Genomic DNA, 15,644 nt, shown 5'->3' with positions numbered 1-15,644 from the left:
CCCGACATCTGAGCTCCTTATCCGAAGCCTCCCTCATTTGGGATGTGTGGGAATTGCGGTCCGCGGCCAGTGCGGACACGATTCTGACGAAGTCACCGACCGCCCTGAAGGTCGTCTTGGCCGCTGGCAACTGGATGGACCGTGACATCGAGGTCGAACGCCGGTGGACGAGGCTCGGCGGCCGGCCCATCCAGCGGGCCTGTCCACTGGCGAGGCTGCTGGGCTTACGCAAGGACGGCGTACGAGCCGCAGGCGAACTCACCCGTCAGACCGCTCGAAGTCTGCCCGCGGTCCGCTACCTGTACGCGCCCGCGCAGGAGGCCGGGGCACAGTTCGAGGCCCTGGAGCTGGTGGGCCGGTCCCGGCACCTGCTGGTCCGGGGCGAGCTGTGTGTGGATCCGATCGGCCCCATGCTTCTGCAGGATCGGGAGGGGCTGTCGGCCGCGCTGTACCTGCTGCGGGCCGGGTTCGCTTACGGGCCGGTCACGCCGAAGTACGAGCACATCGGCCCCGACCTGCGGGAGTACGAGCACTTCCTCAAGGAGATGGCTGCCTGCGGCTGGTTCATCGCGCTGGCGCTGCCGGAGACCGGCCAGTGAGCGGATGGGGCGAGTTAGGCGGTCCCACCGCGCTGACGCCTCCTCCTCGTGCCCGCCACGGCCGGCCTCGGATGCCGGAGGGGGACACGATCGTCGGCCTCCTGTTCACCGGGGCCAACGTCATCGGCCTCAGCCTCATCGGTCTGTTGATGGCCACCACCGATGCCGACGCGAGCACCCGGGTCGCCGTCCCGGCCGCCACCGTCCCGGACCGCGAGCCGGCCGAAGAGCAGTCCCCCGCCGGGACCACCGCCACGGCCATCACCAGCTCACTGCCCGAGCTCCCGCGTGACCCCCAGGCGCGCTCCTGTCGGTGCTCGCGCCGCCCCGCCTTGCCCCAGTCGGAGGGCGGGTGACGGCGCGTCCCTTGTCTCGCTTCACCCCGCCAGGAATCGCCCGTCGTTCACCTCGCCCGGGAGGCGTAGATGCCCACCGTTTCGATCCTTGCTCCACCGCCGCCTACGGCCGCCGATGTCTTCGCCTATGCCGACCGGCAGATGACGGAGGCCGCGATCACCCAGTGGCCGGATTCGTGGGTCTCTCTGGGCGTGCGGATCCCCAGCCCTACCGGCTACGTCCGCCGCCTGCGTGTCCAGCATCCGGCCCACCAGCGTGATGTCTACGCGAAGTACAGCTTCCTGGGCACCTCCATGGTCTCGCTCCTGCGTGGGGCATCCGGTGACTGGCCTGCCGTACAAGCTGCCCAGGAGCGGTACGTCCACAGCAGTGAGTCCCTGATGCGGCGCGAGGCCGCCCAGATCAGGTTCCTCGCCAGAAGCCGCGGGCCGCGGCCCGCCCAACTCGAGGGACTCCAAGGCGGGGTCCTCTTCACCGCGCCCGTCAGCGGTACCCCGCTCTCCCAGCTCCTCCTCGCCAGCCCCGGCCGCACCACCAGCCTGTTGGACGGGACGTTCAAGGAGCTCCAGCAGCTGTATCGATCCCGCACCGCGGCGTCGGGGCTGACGGGGACGGAGCGAAGCATCGCGGTTACCTTCCACCGGAAGTTCGGACACCCCAACGCCCACGCCTACCTCGCCGAGCTCGGAGGCGTGGCGGAAGGCGACCACAGCCTCGATCTGCTGCCCCACATCGTGCGTCGGCTGCTCAAGCCCACGAGCCTGCCGAGTCCGGCTTCGCGCAGAGTCCTCTGCTTCGGCGACCTCAAGCCCGAGCACGTCCTGTTCCCGGACGCCCCTGGGTTGCGGACGCGGTTCATAGACCCGGGGTTGGTCTTCGCGGACTCCCACACCGACCTCGCGAAGCTCGCGATGCGCACCGTCCTGTTCCTCATCGCGACCCGGCCAGCTCCCGCCGTCACCGAGCAGGTACTCGACGGCCTGGCCGACCACGTCGACAAGCAGCTGCGGACCGTTCCCCCGTACGACCAGCTGATGGCGCTGCGCCAGATCCTGACCTGGATGTTGATGGACACGGTCAACATCCTGACCACCTACCTGGCCGCCCCCACCAGCCTGCCTCTGCCGCCGACCGGGCAGGCGCTGGCGGCGCGCCCGGGCCCGGTCCTGACCGCAGTCGACAGGGTGACAGCGCACCTCGAGCGGGACACGCCCATCAGGAGCATGTGGGAGTCCGCGCTGTCGGAGTTCAAGGCGGCGGCCGCATGAGGACCACCATCGGGATCGTCGGGGCCGGAGCCATCGGCCAGACCGTCGCCAACACGATCATCGCGGTCGGCATCAGCGACCGCCTACTGCTGTCCTCCCGGACCCTGCCTCAGGCGCAGGCCCTGGCCGACGACCTTACGGACATGCGGACGGCCACCGGATCCGCCACCGTCCCCATCGCCTGCCGGCCCGAGGACACCGTCGGCGCGGCGGCGCTCATCATCGCGATCAGGGAGCGCTTCACCAACGACAACGCCACGGACATCCGGATGGCCGGGGCCGAAGCCAACGCCCGCGCGATCCGCGACCTCGGGCGCCGCCTTGCCGGCTATCCGGGGACCGTCCTGATCGTCACCAACCCGGTGGACCTGATGACCCGGCTCTTCGCCGAGGCCTCTGGATGCACCCAGGTCTACGGGATCGGCTCCAACCTGGATACCGTCCGCTACCGGCTCACCCTGTCCGCGCTGATGGGTGTTCCCGCCGATCGCGTTCGGGGGCACGTCATCGGTGAGCACGGCGACAGCGCCGTCATCTGCGCTTCGACCACCACCGTGAACGGCGAGAACGTCGTCATCCCCGTCCGGGAGCTCGGCGAGACATTGGCTCACCGGCCCGACCGCATCAGCAGCGGAGTTGGCCGCACCCGCTCCGGGCCCGCGGGCGCCGTCCTGACCACGCTCCGCCTCGCGCTGGGGCAAGCCGATGGGACGACCGAGCTGTGCACCGAGTGGAACGGGCGATGGCTCGGGGTGCCCGTGACCTTCACTTCCGGCCAGGGCATGCCCGCCTTGCCGGCCCTCAGCCCCACCGAAGCGGAGCGGTTCGCCGCGTCCGGACTCAAGCTCGACACCGCCTACCAGCACCTCGTCACCACCCATTAGAGAGGCCCCAAGGTGAGCATCACCGCCACCCGCATCACCGCCCACCCCGCGACCGTGACCGTCATGTCCGCGGACAAGACGGTCACCGACTGGACGACGCGCTACTTCGGCCCCTGGTGGTCGGCGAGCAGCATCGACCCCTCGACCGTGTGCGCGGGAATGATCATCAACGCCGACGTTGATACGGACGCCTACGAGCGGATCGAAGACCACGTCCGTCGCCACCCCCACACCAGCGCCATCTACGCCAAGGCCGACACCCTCGTCGCGAACATGCCCGACGGCACCATCAGCGCCGTCTCCCCCAGCGAACAACTCGCCTACTTCAGCGAGCCGCCCACCGGCCGCATCAAGGTCGCCGGACCCGAGCCCCTCCAGGTGGCGCTGGCCACCGCCCGCATCGCCCGCGACGCCGTCCGCGGACAGCTCCTGCGCGACGGCTGGACGGTCCTGCACGCCTCCGCCGTCGTCGTCGAGGACCGCACCCTGCTGACGTTCGGCGGCAAGGGAGCCGGTAAGACCACCACCGCTCTCACCCTCGCCGCCCGGATCGGCGCGCACCTGCTGGCCAACGACCGCGTGTTCGCGCGCGCCGACGCCTTCGGCAACGTGCGGATCCTGCCCTGGCCGTCCGCCGCGGCCGTCGGCCTGGGCCTGCTGGGCAGCATCGGCCTGTACGAGAAGGTCGCCGCCCGGCTCGCCGCAGGCGAGTCCCTGCACCCGACGCAGGATGACCGGGTCACCGCCGCCCTGCAGCGCGGCGACCTGACCCCGCTATTGGATGGCGGCAGGGAGCTCAAGGCGCAGGTCTTCCCCGACCAGTTCGAGACCTGGTTCGGGCTCACGCTCGCGACCGAGGGCGTGGCCACCGACCTGCTCTTCCCGCAGATCTCCGCCGACGCCGAGCCCACGCTCCACGAAACGTCCCCGTCGCTCGGCGACGAGGACTTCATGCAGGGGGCCACCGAAGACCGCTACCCCGACATCCTCGGCCTGACCCACGGCATCACCGTTGGCGGCACCGACAGCGCCCGCGACAACGTCCGCGGCCTCCTCGGCCTGCTGCCCCACCACGCCTTCACCCTCGGACACGACCACCACCAGACCGCCGTGTTCCTCTCCAAGCTGCTCGCCTGACCTCCCGTGCGGCCGCGGCCACACAGCGCCGCGGCCCCACGCCTTCCGCCACCGGCGGACCAGACAGCTCCTGCTCCTTCACGACGTACGAGGACTACGATGTGCAACCACAAGCCGCCCTGCCCGACGGCCACCGCGCCGGACCACGATGCCGCCGCCACTGTCTCTTCCCACCCGGAACAAGGGTGGAGCCGCCTGTGTAACGGAATCCTTCGCTTCGAGGACGGCGGCGAGCTGCTGCCGGGCGGCGAGATCATCGGGCCGTTCAGCCGTGGCCTGGTGAACGCGGCATGAGCAAGGAAGCTGCTTCTGCTCTGCAGCCGAGTACCGCCGTGCTCACGGTGGGCGAACGACGGCACATAGCCGCGATGACGCTCGTCCGCGACCACATCGGCAAGAACTTCCGCCCGGGGCAGCATCTGCCCGGCGGCAAGGCGATGGCCCTCCAGTTGGGCCTGCCCTTGCTGCACGTCGCCACTGTGTTCAAGGCGCTCAACTCCTCCGGTGAGCTGTACGTCAGCGCCGGTGTCCACGGGCCCCGGGTGCTCATGCCCGACGAGCTGCACCCCGACGACATCGCCTTCGACGCGGCAGTCCGGGACCGCATCGCCAGCGAGCACTACCGCGTCGGCCAAGCACTGCCCACCGGACTGCTGGGCGTCGAGTTCGGGCTGGAATCCGATCAAGTCGTCCGGGCCTTCCGCCACCTCGTACGAGACGGTCTCGTGCACCACGACACCACGGGCCCCCACGGCAAGGGCTACTACGTCGCCCGCGGGAGCTCCCCTGATCCGGCCGCGACACCCCAACTCCTCGCCGCCAGCCGCCCCTGAACAGCGGAGCCATCAGACCGACGCACACCGAACCCGAGAGGAGCACGGCCATGAACCTGGTCCAGGAAGGCCTGGCCCTGGGTATCCCCGCCCCGGGCCCGGGCGCCCACCAGCGGCCCAGCGCAGCCCGCATCTACCGGATGTGGTTCGGGACTGAAGGAGCCCTCCCCACCGACGAGGACCTCGCCCGCAAGATCCTCAACGCCTTCCCCCGCGAGCCCGCGGCCGCCAAGATCAACCGAGCCCACCACCTGCTGATCACCGAGGCCTTGGCCACCCGGGGGATCTCGCAGGTCCTGGACATCGGCTGCGGCTACGCCCTCCCCCGCCCACAGGGCGGCGGCGACCTGCTCTTCACGCAGAACACCCACGACGTCGTGCAGCAGCACTGGCGCTCCGCGTCGGTGATCTACGCGGACATCGACCACGACGTAGTCGCCCGCTGGCGCAGCCTCCTGAGCCACGCCCCGACGGCGTCCCTGCCCAAGGCAGTACTCGCCGACGTGACGGACATGGCCCGCCTGCTGACGCAGCTGGAAGCCGATGGGCACCTGACGCGGGATCGGCCCGTCGCCGTCCTCCTCCATGACGTCCTTCCCTGGGTCCCCGACGATGGCCGGGTCCACGACGCCGTGGCCTACCTGCGGTCCTGGCTGCCACCCGGGAGTGCCCTGTCGATCACCCACGCAACGGCCGACCTCAGCACGACGTGGGTCGAGCGGGTCCAAGCTGTGTACGGCGAGGAGGGAATTGCCTTCCGGCCCCGGGACCGCCAGTCCATCACCAGCCTCTTCGGGGACTGGGGAGACCTCTACGGCGGCCCTGTCCGTACGGTCCCCACCGCCCGACACCAGACCCGGCACCAGTTCGCCACCGTCCCCGACTACGTCTCCGCGGGGTACGCCGGCGTCGCCATAAAGCCCCAACGAGCCGGCTAACCGCTTCGGGTGGGATTTGTGGTTCTGATGGCGCTGGATGAGGCCCCATCTCTAGGCTCAAACAACATGAGGGTCCGGCCGTCTGGCCGGCCCACGACGATCTGGTGCAGGAGAAGTACGTGCTCCACGGCAAGCTGGTACGTGACCGCATTCCTCAGATCATCCGCGCAGACGGACTCGAGCCGCAGGTCTACGTGGCCGACCCGGCCGAGTACCGTCGGCGCCTCCGCGAGAAGCTCAGCGAAGAGGTCGCGGAGTACATGGAGGCGGACGAGACCGACGCCCCCGAGGAGCTCGCGGATGTCCTCGAGGTCGCCTTCGCCCTCGCGGCCGACCTCGGCGTCGATCCGGCTCAGCTGGAGAAGCTCCGGGCGTCCAAGGCCGAGCAGCGGGGCGGATTCGCGGAACGCATCGTCTGGACCGGGAACCGCTGACCTTCGGCGCCGGTCCAGCGCCCCCTACAGTCCGGGCTTGACCAGTACGACGTGGCTCACCCCGGGCAGCTGCAACCCGGCCGTCCCCGCCGCGGACGCGAGGCCGGCGTGGCGGGCGAGCGCGGTGGTCTCCGCCGCGCTGATACCGCGCTGGAACGTCCCCTTGCCCTCGCTCGACCAATAGCCGTCGTGGTGGGCCGTCCAGCTCCCGCCGGCAGCGGCCTTGGTGATCTCCTCTGGGGAGCGGGTGACGACGACCAGGTGCCCGCCGGGCCGGACGAACGCGGCCGCGTCCTGCAGCGCGCGAACGCGGGCCCCTGGGTCGGGCAGCACGTTGAGGACGAACATCTGGGTCACCAGGTCGTAGCCATCCCGCTCTGGGCGGGGCCAGCCGAAGCCCTCGTGCGGGTCGTAGCCGTCCGCGTCGAGGCCGGCGGCCCGGTAGTGCGCGACATCGGCCCCACGGCCGCAGCCGTGGTCGAGGACCGTGCGGATGCCGAGCGGGCCGGTCAGGTGCGCGGTGACCGCCCGGGCCGCCGGTGAGGGTGCTTGGCGGCTCATCGCGGTCTTGTGCGGCTGGTAGGCGCGGGCTCCCGCGGCCGCCGGCTGCTTGCCGGTGAGGTCGCTGATCGCGAACAGAACGTCGTCCGGCTCGGCGATCTCCGGGGTGAGCGGGAGGTTGAGCAGGAGCGCGGAGTGGTCGGTGAACGCCTCCGGGCCCGTACGGACCTCGTGCCGGGCGGAGACCGGGACCCCTGCGGCCAGGTGGTCGCTCAGCAGGGCGAGGTCACAGCGGAAGCGGCTGAGCTTGCCGGTGAAGAGACGCTCGAACGTGAATTCAGCCTCCACTTCCCCGCCCGGGCTCGTGGTGTCGACGAGCCATGCGCTTTGGAGCAGGTGCTCGAGTGCCTTGCGCTCGGTGTCCGCGGTGAACCCGCTGACCTCGCCGTCGTACAGTCCGTCCTGCGGCCGTGGCGCGAGGTTGAAGTCCCCGCAGATCAGCAGCGGCCGCCCGCCCTCGGCTGCGGCCAGCGCCGCGAGCTCGCCGAGTTGCGCGGTGCGGGCCCCGCTCGTGTAGGCGTCGAGGTGGACCTGCAGCACGGTGAGCCAGCCCAGTTCCACCCGCTGCGCCCAGGCGGTCGGCGCCGATACGGCGGGGGCGGCGATGTCTTCGCGGACCCAGGTGGCGAGGTGGCCGTCCCCGCCCGCGAAGACGTACCCGTGAACGAGCGGCGGGCGCCGGTCGGCGGGCTTGTACGGTTCCTGCGCGACGATGACCGCGACGTCGTGCGCGTGCAGCCACGCGGCGAACCGGGCCCGGGCACCGGTGGCTCCGTCGGCGCCGAGTCGCTTGTTGAGGTTGATCGAGGCCAGCAGCATCAGGGACGTCCTTCGGCGGGCGAGATGGTCACAGCGGGAGCGGCCGGCCGGAGGCGGCTTCCTCGCGGAAGGCCTCCCACAGCACGTTCAGCGGGTGCGAGGCGTCGTAGGTGTCGCGCTCACCCTTGCGCGCGAAGACGCCCGAGACGAGCTGGAGCATGGGGTCGAAGTCGTCGGCGAACTCGACCAGGCGGAAGCCTTCGCCGCCGGGCAGTCGGCCCGCGACGGCGGCCTCGCCGATGGAGCGGGCGCAGAGCATGCAGCCGCGGGTCATCTCGGAGCGCAGCAGGGCCAGCCCGTAGTAGATGTCGTCGATCTCCGCGACGACCTGGAGGTGGGTGCGGAAGTCGGGGCCGTACCAGCGCTCGACGAAGTCGGCGATCACCCCGCGGGAGGGGATGACCAGCGGCAGGTTTCGCAGCCGCTCGACGCCGACCTGCCGGGCGGGGAGTTCCCGGACGGTCAGGTTCGTCAGCAGGGCCAGGCCCTCGCGGTGCCACTCCAGGAAGTCGTACTCGGGGGCGAGCGGGCCGTCGCCGACCGTGGCGGCCAGTCCCCCGCACAGCAGGTCCACCTGGTTGGAGTCCAGGCGCTGGCGGAAATCGCGGGTGCGGACGTGGACGACGCGGAGCTCCACCTCTCGCGCCATCAGCTCGGGCTCGACCCGCTCCCACACCCGGGCGAGGAAGGGCAGGGTGAACTCGGTGGTGCCCACGGTCAGGGTGGAGCCGAGCCGGCGCCGGGAGTTCGCAATGCCCTGGAGCCAGTCAGAGAATGTGGACCGTATCCGGTCCACGAGCTCGAGCCCGGTCGGGGTGAACAGCAGATCCCTGCCGCGGCCTTGCTTGACGACCACCAGCTCGCCCGTCAGGGCCTGGAAGTTGCGGTTGAGGATGTCGAGCTGCTTCTGCACGCTCGACTGCTCCCGCCCCAGCAGGCGGGCCGCCGCGAGGGCCGTGCCTTCCTCGTGGACGACGACGAGCGTGCGCATCTGGTCCCACGTCAGATCGAGCAAGTCCGGTGAACAGGCCAGCAGATCACCCCTGAACCCCTCGGGACCAGGCACTTTGAGCGGGCCGGACGGTAACGACGGCATGCGCTTCCCCTCCCCTGGGCGCTACCCCACCAGCTTGCACTGTCCGAGCGGCCAGGAGTAGTGGACTTCACCGCATTTCACGCCAGGAAAACCTTTAAATGTTCGGGTGGACATGGAGACATGGCGAGCTATCCACGGGAACATTTCCTCAGTCGCCTTCGATCTGGCGACGGTCACCACACCGATGCCTGAAATCCGGGGGTGAGTCATGCTTTCAGCCGCGTCCATCAAGGACCTCATCAACAGCGGCGCCGTGACCTGGGACGGCGAACTGCGCGGGGACGGCCTGCTCTTGAAACTCGGCGGGCCGATCCAGCCCCTGGTCACGCCGGACACCATCGTCGACCTGGCCGACCAGGCCAGCATCGACACCCTGTACGGCCCGCAGATCACCGACTGGACCACGCACGATCTGGCGCCCGGGCAGATGATCCTCGCTCCCGCCTCCGAGCCGGTCTCCCTCGGCCCGGACGTCACGGGGACGATCGGCGGCCTGAGCCACCTGGCCCGCGTCGGCCTGGCCGTCCACATCACCAGCCCGTACGTCCTGCCGGGCTGGGCCGGCCACCTGGCCCTCGAACTCGTCAACCACTCCCCGGCCATCCTGCGCCTGCACCACGGGATGCCGCTCGCCCGACTCGTACTCCAGCTCCGCGGCGGCGGCCACACCGCGGCCGCCCACCCGTACTACGGCCGGTCCAACGCCCTGCAGAGCCGCTACGCCGACGAACTCGCCGGCCCGAACCAGAGGTGATCCTGATGGACGACTGCCAGTTCTGCACCGAGTTCACCGAGCGCGCACCCAAGACCCGCATCATCACCGAGACCACCGACGGCTGGGTCCTCCTGCCCACCGTCGGCTGCCTCACCGACGGCTACACCCTCTTCATGCCGCTGGAGCACCTCGACGCCGCCGCGGACGTCGCCCCCGACAACCTCCCGCAGGTCGCCGCCAACCTGGAGTCGATGCGCGCCTTGATCCAGGACCACTACGGGCCCACCATCGTCGCCGAGCACGGACCGCGGGACTGCGAGCTCGGCGCGTCCTGCTGCGGCCACGCCCACCTCCACCTCATCCCCGTGCCCGACCCGGACGCCATCCTGGCCGCGTACGAGAAGGTCGGCGGCCCGGGCCGGCGCCTGTCCTCGCTCGTCGACCTGCCCGCCGCCGCCGAGACCTCCTACCTCTATCTCTCGCCCCGTCCGGGCGAGCACTACTACTGGCCGGCCGACGGCCGCTTCGCCCGCCAGTTCGTCCGCCGCGTCGTCGCCGACGCGTACGGCATCGGCGAGCAGTACGACTGGCGCGACCACCCCTTCACCGCCACCCGCGACCGGACCTACGACACCCTCACCGCGGCCATCCAGGCCACCGCGACCGCCTGACGAAGGGGGACACCGTGGCGATTCCCTTGCCCCGGCCACTGCACAGCCTGAGCGCCGAGGAACTCACTGCGGCCGCGAAGGACCGGCGTTGGCCGAAGTGGCAGACCATGGCACTGCTGCACTCCCTGGACCTCCCCACCCTCAACGCGACCTTCTTACGGCCCGGCCAGAGCGCCGCCGAGATACGCACCGCCGCCCACGCCCTCGCCGCCGCCATCGGCACCGAGCGGCTGATGATCCGCTCCGACGGCGGCGTCGAGAAGAAGCAGTACTACCGCGGCGGCAACACCTTCCCCATCGGCGAGATCGCGCAGCGCGCACAGCCCCTGCTCGCCGACGGGCGGGCGGTCATCCTGGCCGGCCCCACCAACCGCTTCACCAACCGCCTCACCGTCATGGCCCGCATGGACCGTCCGGGACCCGGCGTCCGCGGCACCTTCACCCTCGAAGGCCTCGGCCCCGGCTACGACGTCGCAGACATGACCCGCGGCGAACTCCCCCCGCAGATCACCGCACAGCTCGACGACGTCGACTGGAACAACTTCACCAAGCCCCGCTGGAACGAGTGGACATTCAACGGCGACCGCTGCCCCGGCGGCGAAGACGCCCGCCGCCGCCGGCGCCTGGAGCGCCTCGCCGCCCAGACCCTGGCCGACGGCGGCCAACTCGCCGGAGACCCCCGGCCCGAGCACGCCGAGGCCTGGCTCCGCGAACGCGGATACCTCCAGCTCTTCGGCCCCCAAGACCCCCGCCCGGCCCTGATGCGTCGCGCTCCCAAGCTCTTCGAGGACGCCTTCATGCTCGCCCGGGCCCAGCCGAACCGGAACTGGCGCTGCCTGGCCACCGCCTTCTCCGTCTTCGACGAGCCCCGCACCGTCTACTGGGACCTCGTCGACGGCGAACGCAAGTACGCCGCGGCCGCGCCAGCCGCCGCCCGGGCAAAGAAGGAGGCAGCGTGACCAGCCAGCCGATCTACCTCGACCACCAGGCCACCACCCCGCTCGACCCCCGAGCCCTCGACGCGATGATGCCGTACCTCACCACCTCGTACGGCAACCCCAACAGCGCGCACTCGCACGGGAGGGAGGCAGCCAAGGCCGTGGTCACCGCCCGCCGCCGCGTCGCCCACCTCATCGGCGCGAAGAACCCGGTGGAGGTCGTCTTCACCTCCGGCGCCACCGAGGCCAACCACCTCGCGATCGTCGGTGGCGCCCTCGCCAAACGCGCCCACGGCGGCCACATCGTCACCACCGCCATCGAGCACAAGGCCGTCCTCGCCGCCGTCCAGCGCCTCGTCGACCACCACGGCTACACCTCCACCCGCGTCGGCGTCGACAAGCACGGGCGCGTCCACCCCGACGACATCGCCGCGGTCCTCACCCCGAACACCGTGCTCGTCTCCGTCATGCACGCGAACAACGAGATCGGCACCCTCCAGCGGATCGCCGCCATCGCCGAGCGCACGGCCCACCGCGGGATCCTCCTGCACACCGACGCCGCCCAGAGCGCCGGATACGGCCTCTTCGACACCGACGAACTCGGCGTCGACCTCGCCTCCCTCTCCGCCCACAAGCTGTACGGCCCCAAGGGCGTCGGAGCCCTCTACCTCCGCGGCGGAATCCAACTCGCCGCGCAGCAGTCAGGCGGCGGCCAGGAACGCGGGCTGCGGGCCGGCACCCTCAACGTCGCCGGCATCGTCGGGTTCGGTGCCGCCGCCGAGCTGATCACCGGCGACACCGTTCCGTCGGTCACCCAGATCCGCGCCCTGCGCGACCGCCTCCAGGACCGGCTCCTCGACGCGATCCCTGGCACCAGCGTCAACGGACACCTCTCCCGGCGTCTCCCCGGCACCCTCAGCCTCACCCTCCCGGACGTCGAAGCCGCAGACGTCCTCGACCGACTTCCCGACATCGCCGCCTCCACCGGGTCCGCCTGCAACACCGGCACCAGCGACCCCTCCCACGTCCTCATCGCCATCGGCCTCACCCGCCCCCAGGCCCGCAAAACCCTGCGCCTGGGGATCGGCCGGACCACCACGGCCGCCGAAATCGACCGCGCCGCTGCGCTAATCGCACAAGCGGCTGCCAGGCACCGGCCGGTTCGTGCAGGCGTCGACTGAACAATCACGCCAACTCACTTGTCGTCCGCGGCAACTGGGACGCCCATGCGACAAGGGCTACGGGTTCGCAACAGATGCGGCGACCGCCCGTCCTATCCGAGGCCCGACGAGGCGCCCTGCCAGATCCAGCGGGTACCAGGCGGCGCCGGTCACCTCGGATTCTTCGATACGTCCGACCTCAGCTCCGTCCTTCGCGAAGGCATAACCGATGTCCAGGTGGCGGTGCTCCGGCTCGTCCTCGAAACCACACGGCGCCGCGTCCCAGAAGTCGCTGCGAGCACCTCGGCTCGCCCACAGGCAGGTACGGAATCCGCGCCCAGCCGCCGGGGCAGCGCACGTTCGTCAACCACTGCCCGACGGCACGGTCGAGCGTGGTGGCATACCGCTGGGCCGCCAGCTCGTGGAGCGCGTGGAGCTCCTAGGCGGCGTATTGAGTAGCGATCATCACGTGGTCCGGGTGAGGTCCTTGAGCCAGATCATCGAGGCGCGTAGGTGGAGGCCGGCGAGATAGCTGTCCGGGGTTTTGTCGTACCGGGTAGCGATACCTCGCCAGGCTTTCAGCCGGTTGATCAGGCGCTCGACGGTGTTCCGCTCCTTGTAGAGGTCCGCATCGTGGCTGACGGGCCGGCCGCCTCTAGAGCCTCTCTTCTTGCGGTTGGCGGCCTGGTCCTTCTTCTCCGGGATGACCGCCTTGATGCCGCGTTTGCGCAGGTGGGCGCGGTTGCCGCGAGAGGAGTAAGCCTTGTCTCCGGCAACCGCATCCGGCCGGGTGCGGGGGCGGCCGACGGACCCGCGGACCCGTATCCGCCCCAGCACGGGGACGAACTGCGGGCTGTCCGCAGCCTGGCCTGCGGTCAGGACGAACGCCAGCGGGCGGCACTTGCGGTCGGCGGCGAGGTGGACCTTGCTGGTCAACCCACCCCTCGACCGCCCGAGGAGCGCGGCCTTCAGTCGGAGTTTGCGTCGGCGCTGGATGCGCCATCGCTGTTCTCGCTCGGGATCGACTTCGGTGTCCTGCCCGGTTTGTTCGTCGCGGCCGCCCCCTTTGACCTGCTCTTCTCCACTGCGGCGGCTTTCTCCAGAGCGGTGACGACGTCTTGGCCCAGGTGCATCCCGGCAGCGTCGTGGTGGGCACGGGCAGTGGTGGAGTCGATGCTGACCAGGGACAGGTCCACCTCGCCCCGTTTCGCAGCTTCCGTGATCAGGCCCTCCAGCAAGGCCTCGAAGACACCAGCGTCACGCCATTGCCGGAAACGGTTGTGGACGGTCGACCAGGCGCCGAACTCCTGCGGCATCTCCCGCCACTGCCCGCCCGTCCTGAACCGCCAGATCACGCCCTCGAACTGCTGCCTCAGTCGGTCGGGATACGGCCCGTACCCGCCGATCGGCAGGTACGGACCGATGAACTCCCACTCTGCATCCGTCAGTTGCACTCGCGTCACGCAAGAACATCTACCGGACCCCGACCCGCCACGCAGACGAATCCCGCAGATTGATCACGAGTGAATACGCCGCCTAGTAGGCGATCGGCCGGGGAATCAGGGCAGGCATATCAGACGGAAAGTCGCTCTGTGCTTCACCCTTCGAACAGCCCCGAACAGCCCGGTCCTTCCGGAACGGGCCGTAGGACGTGTGGGGTGGGGACGAACGACTTATCGCTCGCGCGCATCGGGTGGGGCAAGCTCGATGGAGTGTGGTTTCCACGTGCCGGTACGGGGTGGGGCGGTTCGGGCGCACGATTCCTGACCCGTACCCTCCGAAGGGACCCCACCCACGTGACCTCCGACCTCTACGCCGCCTCCTCCGCCGTTCCCGTTCCCGTCCCCGGCCGGCGGCGGGTGGTGGTGACCGGCATCGGCATGATCACCCCGCTCGGCGCCGACACCGCCTCCTCCTGGTCCGGCTTCCTGGCCGGCCGCTGCGGAATCCGCGAGCTCGATGAGTCCTTCGCTCGCCTCCCCGTACGGATCGGCGCTCCGGCCGCCGTCGACCCGGCCGACTTGCTCCCCCGCGCGCAGGCCCGCACGATGAACCGCGGCGCCCAGTTCGCTGTCCTGGCCGCCCGCGAAGCTTGGGCCGATGCCGGCCTCGACGCCGCCGTGGTGGATCCGCACCGAGCCGGGGTGAGCGTGGGCACCATCATCGGCGGCGCCCCAGCCCTCGTCGACGCTTCCCACCAGCTCCGCGATAAGGGCCCCCGCCACGTCTCCCCGCACGCGAGCCCGATGACCGTCCCCAACGGGGCCGCCGCCCGCATCGCCATCGACCTCGACACCCGCGCCGAAGCCCGCACCATCGTCTCCGCCTGCGCCTCCGGAACCGAAGCGATCGGCGCGGCCACCGACCGGATCCGCGCCGGGCACCTCGACATCGCCGTGGCCGGCGGCACCGAGGCTGTCATCCACCACACGGTCATGGCAGCATTCGCCTCCCTGCGTGCCCTCGCCCCCGGCACCGACGGACCCAACGACGCCTCCAAGCCCTTCGACGAACACCGCGACGGCTTCGTCCTCGGCGAAGGCGCCGCCTTCCTCATCCTCGAAGGCGAAGACCACGCCCGAGCCCGCGGTGCCCGCACCTACTGCGAGATCGCAGGCTGGGGCCTGTCCGCCGACGCCCACCACATGACCGCACCCCGCCCCGACGGCGACGGCATCGCCATCGCCCTGCACAAGGCACTCGCCGACGCCGGGGCCACCATCGCCGACGTAGTCCACATCAGCGCCCACGCCACCGCTACCCCGGCCGGCGACGCAGCCGAAGCCCTAGCCCTGCACACCGTCTTCGGCGACCACGCCCCGCCCGTGACCGCACCCAAGGGCGCCATTGGCCACCTCCAGGGCGCTGCCGGCGCCGTTGAAGCCGCTCTATGCGCGCTGACCCTCCACCACCAGCTCATCCCTCCTACCGTCGGCCACCATCACCCCGCCGACGGCCTCGGACTCGACATCGTCACCGGCACGCCCCGGCCGCTGTCCGAGCAGCCCGGCGGCATCGTCCTCAGCGATTCTTTCGGCTTCGGCGGCCACAATGCGGTCCTCGCACTCCGATCCGCCGCCTGATCCGCGAAGCGGCGGCGTCTTTTCCATTGGGAACGCGTAGCGCGCCGCGCGACGTCCTTCGGCGACGCCCAGGGGCTTCAGGGGGACGAGGCCTCGATCCGCCAGCAGCGGTAACCGTAAATCCCCCGAAGAGGCCGCAGCCTGGGGGCGC

At 70.5% G+C, this 15,644-nt stretch carries 16 protein-coding genes and 1 pseudogene; 14 read left to right on the top strand and 3 right to left on the bottom strand.

Features of this window, described 5'->3' with window-relative positions:
• Nucleotides 1-116 precede the first annotated feature (116 nt).
• From OG904_RS30235 to OG904_RS30195, 9 genes are all read left to right on the top strand, one after another.
• Nucleotides 117-599: a hypothetical protein gene (locus tag OG904_RS30235; RefSeq protein ID WP_405496365.1), complete on the top strand. Its 483-nt coding sequence runs from the start codon at nt 117-119 to the stop codon at nt 597-599.
• 71 nt (nt 600-670) lie between these two features.
• Nucleotides 671-955 carry a hypothetical protein gene (locus tag OG904_RS30230; protein ID WP_405496363.1) on the top strand — a complete coding sequence of 95 codons (285 nt, stop codon included), beginning with the start codon at nt 671-673 and terminating at the stop codon, nt 953-955.
• 69 nt (nt 956-1,024) lie between these two features.
• Nucleotides 1,025-2,224, top strand: coding sequence for a hypothetical protein (locus OG904_RS30225; RefSeq protein ID WP_405496361.1), 1,200 nt, complete (start codon nt 1,025-1,027; stop codon nt 2,222-2,224).
• Nucleotides 2,221-3,108 carry a lactate/malate family dehydrogenase gene (locus tag OG904_RS30220; protein ID WP_405496359.1) on the top strand — a complete coding sequence of 296 codons (888 nt, stop codon included), beginning with the start codon at nt 2,221-2,223 and terminating at the stop codon, nt 3,106-3,108. The genes OG904_RS30225 and OG904_RS30220 overlap by 4 nt, the downstream gene beginning before the upstream one ends.
• Nucleotides 3,109-3,120: 12 nt before the next feature.
• Nucleotides 3,121-4,245, top strand: a complete 1,125-nt coding sequence (locus tag OG904_RS30215; protein WP_405496357.1) for a hypothetical protein — start codon at nt 3,121-3,123, stop codon at nt 4,243-4,245.
• 99 nt (nt 4,246-4,344) lie between these two features.
• Complete coding sequence (locus tag OG904_RS30210; RefSeq protein ID WP_405496355.1) at nt 4,345-4,539, top strand: DUF5999 family protein; 195 nt, start codon at nt 4,345-4,347, stop codon at nt 4,537-4,539.
• Nucleotides 4,536-5,078, top strand: coding sequence for a hypothetical protein (locus tag OG904_RS30205; protein WP_405496353.1), 543 nt, complete (start codon nt 4,536-4,538; stop codon nt 5,076-5,078). Before OG904_RS30210 ends, OG904_RS30205 begins: the two co-directional genes overlap by 4 nt.
• Before the next feature lie 50 nt (nt 5,079-5,128).
• A complete protein-coding gene (locus OG904_RS30200) occupies nt 5,129-6,016 on the top strand; it encodes an SAM-dependent methyltransferase (RefSeq protein ID WP_405496351.1) in 888 nt (295 codons plus the stop codon).
• Nucleotides 6,017-6,120: 104 nt separating this feature from the next.
• Nucleotides 6,121-6,450 (top strand): nucleoside triphosphate pyrophosphohydrolase, encoded by a 330-nt coding sequence (locus OG904_RS30195; protein WP_405496349.1) that lies wholly within the window; start codon nt 6,121-6,123, stop codon nt 6,448-6,450.
• 24 nt (nt 6,451-6,474) lie between these two features.
• Here the strand turns inward: OG904_RS30195 and OG904_RS30190 are convergent, their stop codons facing one another.
• Both OG904_RS30190 and OG904_RS30185 read right to left on the bottom strand, forming a co-directional pair.
• Nucleotides 6,475-7,830: a methyltransferase domain-containing protein gene (locus OG904_RS30190; RefSeq protein ID WP_405496347.1), complete on the bottom strand. Its 1,356-nt coding sequence runs from the start codon at nt 7,828-7,830 to the stop codon at nt 6,475-6,477.
• A gap of 28 nt (nt 7,831-7,858) precedes the next feature.
• Nucleotides 7,859-8,845, bottom strand: a complete 987-nt coding sequence (locus tag OG904_RS30185) for a LysR family transcriptional regulator (protein ID WP_405496345.1) — start codon at nt 8,843-8,845, stop codon at nt 7,859-7,861.
• Between the two features lie 289 nt (nt 8,846-9,134).
• Here OG904_RS30185 and OG904_RS30180 point away from each other — a divergent pair, with 289 nt between their 5' ends.
• Genes OG904_RS30180 through OG904_RS30165 form a run of 4 tightly spaced genes read left to right on the top strand, consistent with a single transcriptional unit; the run spans nt 9,135 to nt 12,431 of the window.
• Nucleotides 9,135-9,680 (top strand): dCTP deaminase domain-containing protein, encoded by a 546-nt coding sequence (locus OG904_RS30180; protein ID WP_405496343.1) that lies wholly within the window; start codon nt 9,135-9,137, stop codon nt 9,678-9,680.
• A 5-nt stretch (nt 9,681-9,685) separates the two neighbouring features.
• Nucleotides 9,686-10,312 (top strand): hypothetical protein, encoded by a 627-nt coding sequence (locus tag OG904_RS30175; protein ID WP_405496341.1) that lies wholly within the window; start codon nt 9,686-9,688, stop codon nt 10,310-10,312.
• A gap of 14 nt (nt 10,313-10,326) precedes the next feature.
• Nucleotides 10,327-11,271 (top strand): hypothetical protein, encoded by a 945-nt coding sequence (locus tag OG904_RS30170; RefSeq protein ID WP_405496339.1) that lies wholly within the window; start codon nt 10,327-10,329, stop codon nt 11,269-11,271.
• Nucleotides 11,268-12,431: a cysteine desulfurase family protein gene (locus OG904_RS30165; protein WP_405496337.1), complete on the top strand. Its 1,164-nt coding sequence runs from the start codon at nt 11,268-11,270 to the stop codon at nt 12,429-12,431. Before OG904_RS30170 ends, OG904_RS30165 begins: the two co-directional genes overlap by 4 nt.
• A 444-nt stretch (nt 12,432-12,875) precedes the next feature.
• Here OG904_RS30165 and OG904_RS30160 read toward each other — a convergent pair.
• Nucleotides 12,876-13,873, bottom strand: a pseudogene (locus tag OG904_RS30160) (IS5 family transposase).
• A gap of 333 nt (nt 13,874-14,206) precedes the next feature.
• On the opposite strand from OG904_RS30160, the gene OG904_RS30155 reads away from it, so the two are divergent.
• Nucleotides 14,207-15,493 carry a beta-ketoacyl-[acyl-carrier-protein] synthase family protein gene (locus OG904_RS30155; protein WP_405496335.1) on the top strand — a complete coding sequence of 429 codons (1,287 nt, stop codon included), beginning with the start codon at nt 14,207-14,209 and terminating at the stop codon, nt 15,491-15,493.
• Nucleotides 15,494-15,644 lie beyond the last annotated feature (151 nt).

The organism is Streptomyces sp. NBC_00096, assembly GCF_045041305.1.
In the GTDB taxonomy this organism is placed as follows: domain Bacteria; phylum Actinomycetota; class Actinomycetes; order Streptomycetales; family Streptomycetaceae; genus Streptomyces.
This window is presented reverse-complemented; position numbering and strand designations above follow the sequence as displayed.